This window comes from Ferrovibrio sp. (assembly GCF_046297595.1).
Classification (GTDB): Bacteria; Pseudomonadota; Alphaproteobacteria; order Ferrovibrionales; family Ferrovibrionaceae; genus Ferrovibrio.
In genome coordinates, this window is sequence record NZ_JBKBHT010000004.1 from 247,743 (window position 1) to 263,406 (window position 15,664).

Genomic DNA, 15,664 nt, shown 5'->3' on the forward strand with positions numbered 1-15,664 from the left:
CGGAACCGGATTGACGCGAAGGGACGAGTGTCCGTTCCGGCGCCGTATCGTGCCCTGTTGTCCCGCAAGCAGCCCGAAGGCGGCCTGATCCTCGGCCCCGATATCACCGCGCCGGCCCTGGTGGCTGGCGGCCGTGACTATCTCGACGGCGTCAATCGCCGCATCGATGAACTGCCGGACCTGCATCCCGAACGCGAAATGCTGATCGATGGCCTGCTGCCGTTCCTCAGCGAACTGAATCTCGACCAGGAAGGCCGCATCCAGCTTGGGCCGCAATTCCTGGATCACGCCGGCCTGGCCGCGCCGGGCGAAGCGGTGTTCGTCGGTCGCCGCCATTCCTTCCAGATCTGGGAACCCAAGGCCTGGGATGCCCGCGCCGCCGAGGCGCGCGCCAAGGCCGCCGCCTATTTGCGCGGGGAGGGCAAGTCGTGAGTGCGGCGGATCGCTCCCGCACCGCCACGACAACCGGCCACGAAAAAGCCGCAAGCACAGCGCATCTTTCGGTGATGTGTGCGGAAGTGGTCTCGGCGCTCAATCCTCGTGCCGGCGACCTGGTGGTGGACGGTACGTTCGGTGCGGGTGGTTACAGTTCAGCCCTGTTGGCGGCGGCGGAGTGCCAGGTGATCGGCATCGACCGCGATCCGCGCGTCCGCGTCCATGCCGACCGGCTCAGCGCACAATACCCTGACCGTTTCCGTCTGCTGGAAGGCTGTTTCGGCGACATGGCCGATCTGCTTGCTGGCATCGGCGTGACGACCGTGGATGGCGTGGCGCTGGATATCGGCGTGTCGTCCATGCAGCTCGACCAGGCCGAGCGCGGTTTCTCCTTCCAGCAGGATGGTCCGCTCGACATGCGCATGGGCGCCACGGGCGAGACGGCCGCCGATATCGTGAACGGTCGCGACGAAGCCGAACTGGCCGATATCATCTTCCTCTACGGTGAGGAGCGTCGTGCCCGCGCCGTGGCGCGCGCTATTGTCGCCGCCCGCGCCGAGGCCCCGATCACCCGCACGCGCCAGTTGGCCGAGATCGTGGCCCGCGTGGTGCGTGCCGTGCCCGGCATCCATCCGGCCACCCGCACATTCCAGGCGTTGCGCATCGTGGTGAATGATGAACTGGGCGAGCTGAGACGCGGTCTGGTGGCGGCGGAGACGCTGCTGAAGCCCGAAGGCCGCCTGGCCGTGGTGTCGTTCCATTCGCTGGAAGACCGCGTGGTGAAGCGTTTCCTCGACCGCCGCAGCGGCAAGCAGGCCGGTGCATCCCGCCATCTGCCCCAGGCGGCCACCGAGGCGCGGGCGCCATCCTTCACGCCGCTGCACAAGGGTGCGCTGGCCGCCGGCGAAGCCGAGATCGCGGGCAATCCGCGCGCCCGTTCAGCCAAGCTGCGTGCCGCCAAACGCACGGCGGCACCGGTCTGGCCTGACGACGACATGCGGGAGGCAGCATGAGTCGCGGCCTTTCGCTGATCGCCCTGCTGCTGCTCGCCGTTGTGTCCTTCGGCCTCTACCAGCTGTCTTACGAGGTGCAGCGGCTGGAAGAAGAACTGATCGAGATGAATCGCGCACTCAGCCAGGAGCGCGAGACCATCGGTGTGCTGCAGGCCGAATGGAGTTATCTCAGCCGGCCGGAATACCTGCAGGACAAGGCCCAGCGCCTGCTGGAGATGCGTCCTGCCACGGCGCGCGACATCATCGCCATCGATGCTTTGCCCTGGCGTCAGGATCGCGGCCAAGAGCGGGGCCAGCCGATGGCCGTGGCGCCCGGCACCTCGCCGGCTCAGCCGGTTGCAGCCATTCCTGCGCCGGCGCCGGCTGGTCCTTCGATGCAGGTCGCCGCCAAGCCTGAGGCAGCGCCGGCTGCCGCCGCGCCAGTCGCGAATTTCGATGCCGAGGTGGCGGCCGTGCTGGGCGCGATGCAGCGTCCGGCCAATGACAAGCGGAGGGCCCAGTAATGGCGCTGTTCCGCCGCCAGCCGAAAGCGAAACCGCCCTGCACGCCGGCCGACATCCCCGGCAATCCGGGTCTTGTGCGCCTGGAAGGTGCCGCCAAGCAGGCGCTGGAGGCCAGCCGCGGGCGCCTGGTGATCGGTATCGGGCTGTTTTCGTTGGCCTTCATCGTGCTGGCTGGCCGTCTGGTGGAACTCACCGTGCTGCGCGGTGCGAACGAGCCGGTGGTGGCGCGCGGGATCAATCCGGAACTGATCGCCAAGACCGCGCTGATGGAGCGCCAGCCCATCGTCGATCGCAACGGCAATATCCTGGCGACCAATCTGAAGATCGCCTCGCTTTATGCCGATCCGCGCAAGGTGCAGAACCCGATCGAGGCCGCCACCCGTCTGGCCCAGGCCCTGCCGGAACTGCCGGCCGGCGAGGTGCAGGCCAAGCTGGCTTCGGGCAAGAGCTTTGTGTGGCTCAAACGCGGGCTGACGCCGCGCGAGCAATACGAAGTGAACCGCCTCGGCATTCCGGGCCTGTACTTCCATAGCGAGCAGCGCCGCGTATATCCGCAGGGTTCGCTCGCTGTGCATGTGCTGGGCTACACCGATATCGACGGCAAGGGCATTTCCGGCGTCGAGCAGCATTTCGACGAACAGCTGCGCGATCCGTCGCGCACCGGCGATCCGCTGGAACTGAGCATCGACATTCGCGTGCAGCACGTGGTGCGCGACGAGATCGCCAAGGCGGTCGAATTCTTCAATGCCATCGGCGGCGGCGGCATCGTGCTCGATGTTTATACCGGCGAAGTGATCGCCATGGTCAGCCTGCCGGATTTCGATCCGGCCGAACCCGGCAGCGCCAGCAAGGAGTCGCGGTTCAACCGCATCACGCTGGGCGTCTATGAAATGGGTTCGACCATGAAGACGCTGAACACGGCGATGGCCCTGGATTACGGCACCGTCAAGCTGAGCGGCGGCTACGACGCCACGCATCCGATCCAGATTTCGCGCTTCACCATCAAGGACGATCATCCGAAAAAGCGCTGGCTCAGCGTGCCGGAAATCTTCATGTATTCCTCCAACATCGGTTCGGCCAAGATGGCCGTCGATGTCGGGCCCGAGCGCCAGCGCGAATTCATGCAGCGCATGGGCATGCTCAACAAGCCGACCATCGAACTGCCGGAAGTGGGCGGGCCTCTCATCCCGCGCAACTGGAAGACCGTCGAGACCATGACGATCTCGTTCGGTCACGGCCTGTCGGTCACGCCGCTGCAGCTTGCCTCCGCCACGGCCGCCATCGTCAATGGCGGGGTGCTGCATCCGCCGACGTTGATCAAGCGTCCGCCCGGCCTGCCGGCACCCGGCCGCCAGGTGATCCGCCGCGAGGTCAGCGACGTGATGCGCAAGCTGATGCTGCTGGTCGTGGAAGACGGCACCGGCAAGAAGGCCGAGGTGGACGGCTATCTGGTCGGCGGCAAGACCGGTACATCGGAAAAGGTCAACGAACGCGGCGGTTACAACAAGAAGGCTTTATTTAATACCTTCGTCGCTGGCTTTCCGATGCACAATCCGCGCTACATCGTGCAGGTGATGATCGACGAGCCGAAGGGCAATAAGAGCACCTACGGCTTCGCCTCTGCCGGCTGGACTGCGGCTCCGGCCGCCGGCCGAATCATCAGCCGTGTCGCGCCGCTGCTTGGCGTGCCGCCGGTGGACGAGGCATCGCCGGCGCTGAAGCAGGCGATGTACGTGCCCATCCCGGGCCAGCCGATACCCAATTTCAATAACCCGAATGCCACTGTCACCGGCCGGACGCAGGAGAAGAAACTTGCGTCTCAGTGATCTCTGCGCCGACCTTAACCTCGACCCACGCGCCGCCTCGCTCGACGTCGCCGGCCTGACGGCCGACAGCCGCGCGGTGCGTCCCGGCTATGTGTTCGCCGCCCTGAAGGGCACGCAGGCCGATGGCCACCGCTTTATCCCCGATGCGCGTGCCAAGGGTGCCGTGGCGGTGCTGAGCGATCATGTCGATCCGGCCTTCGCCGACCAGATCGCCTTCGTAACCGATGCCAATCCGCGCCGTCGTCTGGCCCTGATGGCGGCCGCCTTCTTCAACGACCAGCCCCGGCATATCGCCGCCGTCACCGGCACCAACGGCAAGACCTCGGTGGCCAATTTCACCGCCCAGATCTGGCAGCGCCTCGGCCTGAAGAGCGCCAGCCTCGGCACGCTGGGCCTGCATGGCGCAGGCCTGGCTGAATCCGTTGCGCATACCACGCCCGATCCCGTGCGGCTGCATGAACTGCTCAGCATCGCGAGCCAGGCCGGTGTTGAGCATCTGGCGCTGGAAGCCTCCAGTCACGGTCTCGACCAGTTCCGGCTCGACGGCGTGACGGTGGAGGCGGCGGCCTTCACCAACCTGACCCGCGACCACATGGATTACCATCCGACGGTCGAAGCCTATTTTGCCGCCAAGCTGCGGCTGTTCGACATGCTGCTGCCCGAGAAGGGCGCGGCGGTGATCAACATGGACAGCGAATTCGGCAAGCAGGTGGAAGAGATCTGTCTGCGGCGCGGCCACCGCCTGATCCGCTATGGCCTGCTGGGCAGCGAGCTGAGGCTGCTCTCAGCTTTGCCGCATGCCGGCGGCCTGCATGTTGAGGCGGAAGTTTTTGGTGTGCGTCGCTCGGTCGATCTGCCGCTGATCGGCGGTTTTCAGGCCGGCAACGTGCTGGCTGCCTATGGCCTCGTGGTCGGCTGCGGTGCCCATCCGGCCGCGACCTGGGAAACCCTTGCCGGCCTGCAGGGCGTGCCGGGTCGCATGCAGCAGGCCGCGCGTCGCGCCAATGGCGCCAGCATCTATGTCGATTATGCCCACACGCCCGATGCGCTGGAGACGGTGCTGAAAGCCGTGCGGCCGCATGCGGCGAAGCGGCTGGTGGTGGTGTTTGGCTGCGGCGGCGACCGCGATCGCGGCAAACGCCCGCTGATGGGCGAAATCGCAACGCGCCTGGCCGACCGCGTCTATGTCACCGACGACAATCCGCGCAGCGAACAGCCTGAAACCATTCGCGCTGCGATCATGGCGACGGCAAAAGGCGCCACCGAAATCGGCGACCGTCGCGCCGCGATCTTCGCCGCTGTGAATGAACTCGACAGTGGCGATCTGCTGCTGGTTGCCGGCAAGGGCCACGAGCAGGGCCAGATCGTGGGCGGTGAAACGCGCCCCTTCGACGACCTCTCTGTTGCACGCGAAGCCGTGTCTGCGGCGGATGCAGGGTCTGCTTCGGGCAGCGCACCATACGGGGGTAAATATTAATGGAAGCTTTCGCGCTCTGGACCTCCGCCGAAGCCGCCTCCGCCACCCATGGCAACAGCGACGGCTTCTGGACCGCAAGCGGTGTCTCGATCGACAGCCGTAGCGTAACCTTCGGTGATCTCTTCATCGCCCTGCGCGGCCCGAATTTCGATGGCCATGTCTTCGTTGCAGATGCGCTGGCTAAAGGAGCCGCCGCGGCGATGGTGGATCGTGATCCGGAAACGCTGCAGCCCGGCGCCAACCTGCTGCGCGTGAAGGATACCTTCCAGGGACTCAACGATCTGGCGGCGGCGGCGCGCCAGCGCTGCGCGGCGAAGGTGATCGGTGTCACCGGCAGCGTCGGCAAGACCTCGACCAAGGAAATGCTGCGCCATGTGCTGGCCGAGCAGGGCGCCACCCATGCCACCACCGGCAACCTGAACAATCACTGGGGCGTGCCGCTGACGCTGGCGCGCATGCCGGTCGACAGCCGTTTCGCCGTGATCGAGATGGGCATGAACCATGCCGGCGAAATCCGCCCGCTGTCGCTGCTGGCGCGGCCGCATATCGCCATCATCACGGCGGTGGAAGGCGTGCATCTGGAGAATTTCGACAGCATCGAGGGCATCGCCGATGCCAAGGCGGAAATCTTCGCCGGCCTGGAGCCGGGTGGCATCGCCATCATGAATCGCGACAACCCGCATTTCGAGCGCGTCGCCGCCGCAGCAAAGGCGGCGGGCGCATCCGAAGTGATCGGCTTCGGCGAGCATCCGCAGGCGCAGGCTAAGCTGGTGAAATACGCACCGCATACCTCCTGCTCCTGTGTCGCCGCCGATATCCTCGGTCATCCGATGACCTTCAAGATCGGCGCGCCGGGGCGGCACTGGGTGCTGAACGCACTGGCCGTGCTGGCGGCTGCCGAACTGGCCGGCGCCGATCTGGCCGAGGCCGGCATGGCGCTGGCCGGCGTGACCGCACCGAAGGGCCGCGGCGAGCGACACACCATCGACTGGCGCGACGGCGGCAGCATCGACCTGATCGACGACAGCTACAATGCCAGCCCGCCCAGCATGCGCGCGGCCTTTTCGGTGCTGGCCATGGCCAAGCCGGGTGCTTCGCGTGGCCGGCGCATCGCCGTGCTGGGCGATATGCTGGAACTCGGCCCCGATGCCGAGGCCGCCCATGCCGGTCTTGCCGCCGACCTCGTGGCCGGACAGATCGATCTGGTTTTTGCCAGCGGGCCGCTGATGCGCGCGCTCTATGATGCCCTGCCGCCACAGATGCGCGGCCACCATGCCGCCAATTCGGCCGAACTGGTCCAGCCTTTGCGCCGTGCCATCCGCAGCGGCGACGTGCTGCTGGTGAAGGGTTCGCTGGGCAGCCGCATGCGCCTCATCGTCGACGATCTTCTGACTCCGGCGCCGCAGCCGCGCGCCGCCAACGGCTGGTGACAAGGACACCTGTAGAATGCTGTATCACCTGCTGTATCCCCTGGCGGACGAGTTCAACATCCTGAACCTGTTCCGCTACATCACCTTCCGCACCGGCGGCGCGATCCTCACCGCCATGGTGCTGGCGTTTGTGATCGGCGAGCCGCTGATCAACTGGCTGCGCACCAAGCAGGGCAAGGGGCAGCCGATCCGCGAGGATGGCCCGGAAGGCCACCTCATCACCAAGCGCGGCACGCCCACCATGGGCGGCTTCCTGATCCTGCTGGGCATCGGGGCGGGCACGCTGCTGTGGGCGGATCTGACCAACCGGTATGTGTGGGTCGTGCTGCTGGTCACCTTCGGTTTTGGCCTGATCGGCTTCTATGATGACTATCTCAAGGTCACCAAGCAGAATCCGAAAGGCGTGCCGGGTAAGCTGAAGCTCGGCCTGCAGATCATCATCGCCGGCGTTGCTGCGGTGTGGATCAACCAGATCACCGCCGCACCGCTGAATACCAGCCTGGCCGTACCGTTCCTGAAGGATGTGCTGCTGAATCTCGGCTGGTTCATGATGCCCTTCGCCGCCTTCGTGATGATCGGCGCCTCCAACGCCGTGAACCTCACCGATGGCCTGGATGGCCTCGCCATCGTGCCGGTGATGATCGCGGCCGCGAGCTTCGGCCTGATCTGCTACCTCGTCGGCAACGTGGTGTTCGCCAATTACCTGCAGATCCATAACGTGGCGGGCGCGGGCGAATTGGCGGTGTTCTGCGGCGCGCTGGTCGGTGCGGGTATCGGGTTCCTGTGGTTCAACGCCCCGCCGGCGATGGTGTTCATGGGTGATACCGGCTCGCTCAGCCTCGGCGGCGCGCTCGGCACTGTCAGTGTGATCGTGAAGCATGAGCTGGTGCTGGCCATCATCGGCGGTCTCTTCGTGCTGGAAACCGTGTCGGTGATGGTGCAGGTGGCAAGCTTCAAGCTCACCGGCAAGCGCGTCTTCCGCATGGCGCCGCTGCATCACCATTTCGAGAAGAAGGGCTGGAAGGAGCCGACCATCGTGATCCGCTTCTGGATCATCGCGGTGATCCTGGCGCTGGCCGGCCTATCCACATTGAAGCTGCGGTGACACTGGCATGATCGCACTCACGCATACTCGCGGACAGACCTGGGCGGTGTTTGGCCTCGCACGCAGCGGGCTGGCCACAGCGCAGGCGCTTGTCGCCGGCGGTGCGGAGGTGCGCCTGTGGGATGATAACGAGGCCTCACGCGCTGCGGCAGAGGCAGCCGGCTTTCGCGCCACGCCGCTGGACGATGCGGCTTTGGCCGGCTGTGCCGGTCTGGCATTGGCGCCGGGCGTGCCGCTGACCCATCCGATGCCGCATCAGGTGGTCGCTAATGCGCATCGTGCCGGCGTGCCGGTACTCGGCGATATCGAACTGCTGCTGCGCGAGCTGAAGCCGGTGGTTTACGGCGTGACCGGCACCAATGGAAAATCCACCACCACGGCCTTGCTGGCGCATGTGCTCTCCGCCACCGGCCGGAATATCGCGCTCGGCGGCAACATCGGCACGCCGGTTCTGGCCCTGCCGCGCCACGCTGCCGGCGAGGGCGTCTATGTGCTGGAGATGTCGTCCTACCAGCTCGACCTGACGCCCGGCTGGCAGGCGAAGATCGCGATCCTGCTCAACATCACGCCCGACCATCTCGACCGCCATGGCACGCTGGAAAACTACGCCGCCATCAAGGCGCGGATCTTCGCGGGCCAGGGCAGCGGCGATACTGCCGTGATCGGCGTCGATGACGATCACTGCCGCGCCATCCATGCCGAACTGGTACGCAAGAATACTGGCCGCAAGATCGTGCCGGTTTCCATCGCGCGTATCCTGAACGATGGCGTCAGTGCAGTGGACGGCAAGGTATACGATAACGGCCGCGAGGTCTTTGCGCTCGATTTTCCGGCCCTGCCCGGCGCCCATAACGGCCAGAACATCGCCTGCGTCTATGCCGCGGCCCGTGCTGCCGGGCTGGATGTCGCCACGATCCGAGCCGGCATTGCGTCTTTCCTCGGTCTGAAGCATCGCCTGCAGCGCGTCGGCATGGTCGACGGCATTCCCTGCATCAACGACTCCAAGGCCACCAACGCCGATTCCACGGCCAAGGCGCTGGCCTCCTTCGAGACGATCTACTGGATCGCCGGCGGCAAGGCCAAGGAAGGCGGCATTGCCAGCCTGCGGCCGTTCTTCCCGCGCATCCGCCATGCCAGTCTGATCGGCGAAGCGGCAAAGGATTTCGCCGTCACGCTGGGCGATGCCGTATCGCATACGCTGTGCGGCACGCTGGACAAGGCGCTGGACGATGCACTGGCGGTGGCGCGGCGCGAGAAGCTGAAAGGCGCGGTGGTGCTGCTGTCGCCGGCCTGCGCCTCCTTCGACCAGTTCAAGAGCTTCGAGTATCGCGGCGATGAATTCATCCGGCTGGTGGGCGAGCGCGGCGGCCTCAACGAACAAGGGGCGGCGGCATGATCACCTTCTCCCGCACTGACACCTCCGTACTCGGCCGCTGGTGGTGGACGGTCGACCGCTGGCTGCTGGTCGCCGTCGCCGTACTGATCGCCGTGGGCACCGTCCTCACGCTGGCTGCGTCGCCGGCCGTGGCCAATCGCATCGGCCTCGCCAACTTCCATTTCGTGCAGCGCCAGCTGGTATTCCTGGTGCCGGCCCTGCTGATCATGATGGGCACCTCGCTGCTCGATCCGGTTGGGGTGCGCCGCGTGGCCACCATCGTTTTCATAGGCGCGCTGCTGGGTGTGATGCTCACCTTCTTCATGGGCATTGAAGTGAAGGGTGCCCATCGTTGGATTTCCTTCGGCGGCCTCTCGCTGCAGCCATCGGAATTCGTCAAGCCGGCTTTCGCCGTGGTGGCCGCCTGGTTGTTTTCCGAATGGCGCAAGGGCACCGGCTTCCCAGGCTGGGCGATCTCGACCGCGCTCTGCGCCCTGGTCGTCGGCCTACTGCTGATGCAGCCCGACCTCGGCATGGCGGTGGTGGTCTGCGCCGTGTGGCTGGCGCAGTTCTTCATTGCCGGCCTGCCGATCGTGTTCGTGCTGGCATTGGGCGGACTGGGACTGGCCGGCATCTTTGGCGCCTATCTGATCTTCCCTCATGTCGCCAGCCGCATCGACAAGTTCATCGATCCGGCGAACAAGGAGAATTACCAGATCGAGCGCGCCATGGAGGCCTTCGCCACCGGCGGCATCTGGGGCCGTGGCCCGGGCGAAGGCGCGGTGAAAAGCGTGCTGCCCGATGCCCATACTGATTTCATTTTCGCGGTGGCGGGCGAGGAATTCGGCCTGTTCGCCTGCTTGTTCATCGTCGGCGTCTTCGCCTTCATTGTGCTGCGCTGCTTCTCGCGCCTGATGACCGAAAGCAACCTGTTCGTGCTGCTGGCTGCCGCCGGACTTACCACGCAGTTTGGACTGCAGGCGGTGATCAACATTGGCGTGAACCTGCATCTGCTGCCCACCAAGGGCATGACGCTGCCCTTCATCTCCTATGGCGGCTCGTCGCTGCTGGCGCTGGCCTTCGCCATGGGCATGCTGCTGGCGCTGACCCGCTGGCGGCCCGATAGCGGAGCGGTGCGATGACGGCGGCCTCCGAAACCACGATCCTGCTGGCTGCGGGCGGCACCGGCGGCCATGTGTTTCCGGCCGAGGCGCTGGCGGCCGAATTGCTGCGCCGCGGCCATCGCGTCGGTCTGGTCACCGACACGCGCGGCAAGGGCTTCGGCCAGTCGCTGCCCGAATTGCCGCTGTATCGCATTCCGGCCGGCACGCCGAGCGGCCGCGGCATCATGGGCAAGTTGCTGAGCGTCGTGGAGATCGCGCAGGGCGTGCTGGCGGCTCTGTCGCTGCTGGCGCTCACCCGGCCGGCCGCCGTGGTCGGTTTCGGCGGCTACCCCTCGCTGCCGCTGCTGCTGGCCGCGCGGCTGAAAAAGATTCCGATCCTGATCCACGAACAGAATGCCGTGCTGGGCCGCGTCAACCGCCTGGTGGCGAAACGGGCGGCGCGCATTGCCACGTCATTTCCCGCCACACATTTCCTGCCGGCCCAGGCGGTAGTCACCGTCACCGGCAATCCGGTGCGGCCAGCGATCCTGGCGGCGGCCGATGTGCCATATGCAACGCCCGATCAGAATCTGCGCCTGCTGGTGATGGGTGGCAGCCAGGGGGCGCGCGTGCTGTCCGATGTGGTGCCGGCCGCGCTGGCGCAATTGCCGGCCGAGGTGAAGCGCCGCCTGCGTGTGCAGCAGCAATGCCGCCCGGAAGATCTGGAGCGCGTGCGCGAAACCTATGGCGCTGCCGGCATCGCCGCCGAGACGGCAAGCTTCTTCAGCGATGTGGCCGAACGCTTGGCCGCTGCGCATCTGGTGGTCAGCCGTTCCGGCGCCAGCAGCACGGCCGAGATCGCCGTAGTTGGCCGGCCTTCGCTGCTGGTGCCTTATGCCCATGCCACCGACGACCATCAGACCGCCAATGCCCAGGCCCTGGCCCTGGCCGGCGGTGCCGTGGTGATCGCGCAGGACAAGTTCACTGTTGAGCGCGTCTCGGCTGCCTTCGCCGATCTTCTGGCCGATCCGGCCCAGCTTGCCGCCATGGCCGCCCATGCCCGCAGCGTCGGCCGGCCGCTCGCCACCCAGGCGCTGGCCGATCTGGTCGAGCGCGCCGTGGCCGAACAGCACAATCAACAGCCGAGGCCGGCTGTTGCCAAAGACCAGTCAACGACCCCGTCAGTGAAAAGGACCGCGGCATGAGAGCGTTGCCGCTCGATATCGGTATCATCCATTTCGTCGGCATCGGCGGCATCGGCATGTCGGGCATCGCCGAGGTGATGCATAATCTGGGCTACCAGGTGCAGGGTTCCGACCTGTCGGCCAATTACAACGTCAAGCGCCTGCGCGATCTCGGCATCACGGTGTTCGAGGGGCATCGCGAGGAGAATGTCGCCAAGGCCGAAGTGCTGGTGATTTCCTCGGCCGTGAAGCCCGACAATCCGGAAGTGAAGGCGGCCCGTGCTCGCCTGATCCCGGTGGTGCGCCGCGCCGAGATGCTGGGCGAGCTGATGCGCCTGAAATGGGCCATTGCCATCGCCGGCACCCATGGCAAGACCACCACGACTTCGCTGGTCGCCGCCCTGCTGGAAGCCGCCGGCATGGACCCCACCGTGATCAACGGCGGCATCATCAACGCCTATGGCACCAATGCCCGCCTGGGCGCTGGCGAATGGATGGTGGTGGAAGCCGATGAAAGCGACGGCACCTTCCTGAAACTGCCGGCCACCATTGCCGTGGTCACCAATATCGACCCCGAGCATCTCGATCATTACGGCACCTTTGACCGCGTACGCGAGGGCTTCAAGCAGTTCGTCGAGAGCATCCCGTTCTACGGTTTCGCCACTTTGTGCATCGATCATCCGGAAGTGCAGGCGATGATCGGCCGCATCACCGACCGCCGTGTCGTCACCTACGGTTTCTCGCCGCAGGCCGATGTGCGTGCCGTGAATGTGCGGTTTGACAACCGCGGTGCCCATTACGACATCCTGATGGCTGATCGTGCCCGTGGCGAAAGCGACATCGTGGCTGGCGTGCATCTGCCGATGTTCGGCCGCCACAATGTGCAGAATTCGCTGGTCGTTGCCGCCATTGCCCGCGAGATGGGCTTTGGCGCCGACGTGATCAAGCGCGCGCTGGGCGGTTTCCGTGGCGTGAAGCGCCGCTTCACCATCACCGGTGAAGCGGGTGGCATCACCGTGGTGGACGATTATGGTCACCATCCGGTGGAAATCTCGGCCGTGCTGGCAGCGGCGCGGCTGGCGGTGGGCGACCGCCCCGAGGCCAAGGTGATCGCCGTGGTGCAGCCGCATCGCTACACCCGCCTGCGCGACCTGTTCGAGGATTTCTGCGCCTGCTTCAACGACGCCGACACGGTGATCGTGGCCGATGTCTATGCCGCCGGCGAAAGCCCGATCGAGGGTGTCAGTCGCGACGCCCTGGTGGAAGGCCTGCGCAATCGCGGCCATCGCCGCGTGCTGCCGCTGCCGGCGCCGGAACAGCTTGCCGGCATCATCAAACAGGAAGCGGTATCGGGCGACCTCGTGGTCTGCCTCGGCGCCGGCAGCATCACCACCTGGGCCAATGCCCTGCCGGCCGAATTGCAGGCCCTGCAGGCGAAGGAGCGGGCATGATGACGGCCGAACAACTCCGGCATGACGACCTGATCGCGCGGCTGCCCGCCGTGCGCGGTCGGCTGTCGGCGCAGGCCGGCCTTGCCGATATCACCTGGTTCCGCGTCGGCGGCCCGGCGGATGCGATGTTCCGTCCGGCCGACCGCGACGACCTGGTAGCCTTCCTGAAGGGCAAGCCCGCCGATGTACCGGTCATCGTGCTGGGCGTTGGCTCCAACACGCTGGTCCGCGATGGCGGTGTGAAAGGCGTGGTCATCCGCCTGGGTCGCGATTTCGCCGGTATCGCCGCCCGCGACAATCACGAAATCGAAGCCGGCGCAGGCGCGCTGGATGTGAATGTTGCGCAGACCGCGCAGATGCATGGCATCGCCGGGCTGGAATTCCTGCGCGGCATTCCCGGCACCGTGGGCGGTGGCCTGCGCATGAATGCCGGCGCCTACGGCACCGAGTTCAAGGATGTGCTGGTCTGGGCCGAGGCGGTGGATACACAGGGCAACCTGCACCGCCTGACGCCGGCTGAGATGCAATTCGGCTATCGCAATTGCGGCGTGCCAGAGGACTGGATTTTCCTGGGTTGCCGCCTGAAGGGCAAACCGGGCGACAAGGTCGCGATCCAGGCGCGCATGGACGAGATCCAGGCGGCGCGTGAAGGCAGCCAGCCGATCCGTTCGCGCACCGGCGGCTCCACCTTTGCCAATCCGGAAGGGTATAAGGCCTGGCAACTGATCGATGCCGCCGGCTGCCGTGGCCTGGTCGTGGGCGATGCGCAGGTTTCCGAGCAGCATTGCAACTTTCTGATCAACCGCGGTAGCGCCACGGCCGCCGATCTCGAGACTCTGGGCGAAACGGTGCGTCGCCGGGTGAAAGAGACTAGCGGCATCGAGCTGCGCTGGGAGATCAAGCGTATCGGCAAGACGAAGGAGTCCGCGCATGGCTAAGCATGTTGCGGTCCTGATGGGCGGCTGGTCGTCGGAACGCGAGGTTTCGCTCACCTCCGGCCGTGCCTGCGCCAAGGCCCTGCGCGAGGAAGGCTTCAAAGTCACCGAGGTCGATGTCGGCCGCGACCTGGCCGAGCAGTTGGCGCAGATCAAACCCGACGTGGCCTTCAATGCCATGCATGGCCCCTATGGCGAGGATGGCACGGTGCAGGGCCTGCTCGAGATCATGGGTATTCCTTACACCCATTCAGGCGTGCTGGCCTCGGCGCTGGCGATGAGCAAGCCGATGGCCAAGGATGTCTGGCGCGCCCATGGTCTGCCGATGGCCGAAGGCAAGGTGGTGCACCGCTCGGCCTTCACCGGTGGCGCGGTGATGCCGCATCCTTACGTGATCAAGCCGCTGAACGAGGGTTCCTCGGTCGGCGTGCATATCGTCATGAACGGCGACAATTATCAGCCGCAGGATGATGCCGGCTGGTATTTCGGCGAACATGTACTGGTCGAGCGTTATATCCCCGGCCGCGAGATCCAGGTGGCGGTGATGGGCGATCGCGTGCTGGGCGCCATCGAGATCCGCGCCCATGGCCGCTTCTACGATTACGAGGCCAAGTATACCGACGGCAAGGCCACGCATCTAATGCCGGCGCCGATCCTGAAATCGGCCTATGAAGAAGTCTGCGCGCTGGCGCTGAAGGCGCATCAGGTGCTGGGCTGCCGTGGCGTGACGCGCTCCGACTGGCGCTATGACGACACCGCTGGCGAGCCCGGCAAATTCTACCTGCTTGAGATCAACACCCAGCCGGGCATGACGCCGCTGTCGCTGGTGCCGGAAATCGCCGGGCACCATGGCATCTCGTTCGGTCAGCTCGTGCGCTGGATGGTGGAGGATGCCTCATGCGGTCGCTAGTCGTGCTGCCCGATGATCGTCCCTGCGCGCCCTGTGCGCCGAGCCTGCCGCCGGCACGGCCGAAAGGATATTGCCGGCCGCTGCCGCCAGCGCGTCGCAAGCCGAAATCGGTGCTGTGGCGTCGGCTGAAATGGGCCTTGCTCGGCGCCGTGGTGATCGGCCTGTCGGGCAGCGCCGGTTATGTCTGGTTCCGCACCGATCTGCCGGCGCAGGCCCAGCTCGCCGTCCAGGAATTCGCTGGCGAGGCCGGCGCCACGGTCGACATGCGGCTGGGCGACGTGAACCTGCAGGGGCGGGTGCATGCGCCGCTGGAAGCTCTGGCCGAGGCCGTGGCCGTGGAGCGCGGTGATCCGATGCTCTCGCTCGATCTGGATGCCATCCGCCGGCGCGTCGAGGCGATCGGCTGGGTTCGGCAGGCCACGGTATGGCGCCAGTTGCCCGATACGCTGCATATCGAGATCGTCGAACGCGAGGCTTTCGCGCGCTGGCAGATCGACGGCCGCGTCTACCTGATCGACGCCGAAGGCAAGGTGCTGGAAGAGGGCGACCGCGCCGAATTCCATCATCTGTTTCTGCTGGTGGGCGCTGGGGCGTCCGACAAGGCGCATGACCTGCTGGCCATGCTGCAGACCGAGCCGACGCTGGCCGGCCGCGTGGTGAACGCCATCCGCATCCGCAACCGCCGCTGGGATATCGAATTCGACAACGGCATCGTCGCTCGCCTGCCGGAAGACAATCCGGCGCAGGCATGGCTCCGCCTGACCGAGCTGGAGCGGCAATACGGCCTGCTGCGTCGGGATATCAAGGCGGTCGATCTTCGTCTGGAAGACCGTCTGACCGTTCAGCTCAACCCGGAGGCGGAATCGCCGGTGCCGCAGGTGGCGCCAGGCAAGAAGCCCGCCGGCAAACGTACATAG

14 protein-coding genes are annotated in these 15,664 nt (G+C 66.0%); all 14 read left to right on the plus strand.

The window, feature by feature from the left end; all coding sequences use genetic code 11:
* Positions 1 to 27: 27 nt before the first annotated feature.
* From ACK4FJ_RS13185 to ACK4FJ_RS13250, 14 genes are read left to right on the plus strand one after another with little or no spacing between them, the layout of a single operon-like run.
* On the plus strand, positions 28 to 432 hold the full coding sequence (locus tag ACK4FJ_RS13185; RefSeq protein ID WP_409767153.1) for a division/cell wall cluster transcriptional repressor MraZ: 405 nt from the start codon (positions 28 to 30) through the stop codon (positions 430 to 432).
* Positions 429 to 1,448 carry a 16S rRNA (cytosine(1402)-N(4))-methyltransferase RsmH gene (gene rsmH / locus ACK4FJ_RS13190; protein WP_409767154.1) on the plus strand — a complete coding sequence of 340 codons (1,020 nt, stop codon included), beginning with the start codon at positions 429 to 431 and terminating at the stop codon, positions 1,446 to 1,448. Before ACK4FJ_RS13185 ends, rsmH begins: the two co-directional genes overlap by 4 nt.
* The gene (locus ACK4FJ_RS13195) at positions 1,445 to 1,951 is read left to right on the plus strand and encodes a hypothetical protein (RefSeq protein ID WP_409767155.1); all 507 of its coding nucleotides are present in this window, start codon (positions 1,445 to 1,447) and stop codon (positions 1,949 to 1,951) included. The genes rsmH and ACK4FJ_RS13195 overlap by 4 nt, the downstream gene beginning before the upstream one ends.
* Positions 1,951 to 3,777, plus strand: a complete 1,827-nt coding sequence (locus ACK4FJ_RS13200) for a peptidoglycan D,D-transpeptidase FtsI family protein (protein WP_409767156.1) — start codon at positions 1,951 to 1,953, stop codon at positions 3,775 to 3,777. The genes ACK4FJ_RS13195 and ACK4FJ_RS13200 overlap by 1 nt, the downstream gene beginning before the upstream one ends.
* Complete coding sequence (locus tag ACK4FJ_RS13205) at positions 3,764 to 5,254, plus strand: UDP-N-acetylmuramoyl-L-alanyl-D-glutamate--2,6-diaminopimelate ligase (RefSeq protein WP_409767158.1); 1,491 nt, start codon at positions 3,764 to 3,766, stop codon at positions 5,252 to 5,254. The genes ACK4FJ_RS13200 and ACK4FJ_RS13205 overlap by 14 nt, the downstream gene beginning before the upstream one ends.
* The gene (locus ACK4FJ_RS13210; RefSeq protein ID WP_409767159.1) at positions 5,254 to 6,684 is read left to right on the plus strand and encodes a UDP-N-acetylmuramoylalanyl-D-glutamyl-2,6-diaminopimelate--D-alanyl-D-alanine ligase; all 1,431 of its coding nucleotides are present in this window, start codon (positions 5,254 to 5,256) and stop codon (positions 6,682 to 6,684) included. The genes ACK4FJ_RS13205 and ACK4FJ_RS13210 overlap by 1 nt, the downstream gene beginning before the upstream one ends.
* 16 nt (positions 6,685 to 6,700) lie before the next feature.
* Positions 6,701 to 7,789 (plus strand): phospho-N-acetylmuramoyl-pentapeptide-transferase, encoded by a 1,089-nt coding sequence (mraY, locus tag ACK4FJ_RS13215; protein ID WP_409767160.1) that lies wholly within the window; start codon positions 6,701 to 6,703, stop codon positions 7,787 to 7,789.
* 7 nt (positions 7,790 to 7,796) lie between these two features.
* Positions 7,797 to 9,185, plus strand: a complete 1,389-nt coding sequence (gene murD / locus ACK4FJ_RS13220) for a UDP-N-acetylmuramoyl-L-alanine--D-glutamate ligase (RefSeq protein ID WP_409767161.1) — start codon at positions 7,797 to 7,799, stop codon at positions 9,183 to 9,185.
* Entirely contained in the window at positions 9,182 to 10,306 is a 1,125-nt protein-coding gene (gene ftsW, locus ACK4FJ_RS13225; protein ID WP_409767162.1) for a putative lipid II flippase FtsW, read from the plus strand. Before murD ends, ftsW begins: the two co-directional genes overlap by 4 nt.
* Positions 10,303 to 11,472, plus strand: a complete 1,170-nt coding sequence (gene murG / locus ACK4FJ_RS13230; RefSeq protein WP_409767163.1) for an undecaprenyldiphospho-muramoylpentapeptide beta-N-acetylglucosaminyltransferase — start codon at positions 10,303 to 10,305, stop codon at positions 11,470 to 11,472. Before ftsW ends, murG begins: the two co-directional genes overlap by 4 nt.
* Positions 11,469 to 12,902, plus strand: a complete 1,434-nt coding sequence (gene murC / locus ACK4FJ_RS13235; RefSeq protein WP_409767164.1) for a UDP-N-acetylmuramate--L-alanine ligase — start codon at positions 11,469 to 11,471, stop codon at positions 12,900 to 12,902. The genes murG and murC overlap by 4 nt, the downstream gene beginning before the upstream one ends.
* Entirely contained in the window at positions 12,902 to 13,840 is a 939-nt protein-coding gene (gene murB, locus ACK4FJ_RS13240) for a UDP-N-acetylmuramate dehydrogenase (protein WP_409767289.1), read from the plus strand. Before murC ends, murB begins: the two co-directional genes overlap by 1 nt.
* Positions 13,833 to 14,747, plus strand: a complete 915-nt coding sequence (locus ACK4FJ_RS13245; protein ID WP_409767165.1) for a D-alanine--D-alanine ligase — start codon at positions 13,833 to 13,835, stop codon at positions 14,745 to 14,747. Before murB ends, ACK4FJ_RS13245 begins: the two co-directional genes overlap by 8 nt.
* Positions 14,735 to 15,664, plus strand: coding sequence for a cell division protein FtsQ/DivIB (locus ACK4FJ_RS13250; RefSeq protein WP_409767166.1), 930 nt, complete (start codon positions 14,735 to 14,737; stop codon positions 15,662 to 15,664). The genes ACK4FJ_RS13245 and ACK4FJ_RS13250 overlap by 13 nt, the downstream gene beginning before the upstream one ends.

Coding starts and splice junctions, on each gene's coding strand:
- ACK4FJ_RS13195 (WP_409767155.1), top strand. CDS start 1,445: ATGAGTCGCGGCCTTTCGCTGATCGCCCTGCTGCTGCTCGCCGTTGTG.
- ACK4FJ_RS13200 (WP_409767156.1), top strand. CDS start 1,951: ATGGCGCTGTTCCGCCGCCAGCCGAAAGCGAAACCGCCCTGCACGCCG.
- ACK4FJ_RS13210 (WP_409767159.1), top strand. CDS start 5,254: ATGGAAGCTTTCGCGCTCTGGACCTCCGCCGAAGCCGCCTCCGCCACC.
- mraY (WP_409767160.1), top strand. CDS start 6,701: ATGCTGTATCACCTGCTGTATCCCCTGGCGGACGAGTTCAACATCCTG.
- murD (WP_409767161.1), top strand. CDS start 7,797: ATGATCGCACTCACGCATACTCGCGGACAGACCTGGGCGGTGTTTGGC.
- ftsW (WP_409767162.1), top strand. CDS start 9,182: ATGATCACCTTCTCCCGCACTGACACCTCCGTACTCGGCCGCTGGTGG.
- murG (WP_409767163.1), top strand. CDS start 10,303: ATGACGGCGGCCTCCGAAACCACGATCCTGCTGGCTGCGGGCGGCACC.
- murC (WP_409767164.1), top strand. CDS start 11,469: ATGAGAGCGTTGCCGCTCGATATCGGTATCATCCATTTCGTCGGCATC.
- murB (WP_409767289.1), top strand. CDS start 12,902: ATGACGGCCGAACAACTCCGGCATGACGACCTGATCGCGCGGCTGCCC.
- ACK4FJ_RS13245 (WP_409767165.1), top strand. CDS start 13,833: ATGGCTAAGCATGTTGCGGTCCTGATGGGCGGCTGGTCGTCGGAACGC.
- ACK4FJ_RS13250 (WP_409767166.1), top strand. CDS start 14,735: ATGCGGTCGCTAGTCGTGCTGCCCGATGATCGTCCCTGCGCGCCCTGT.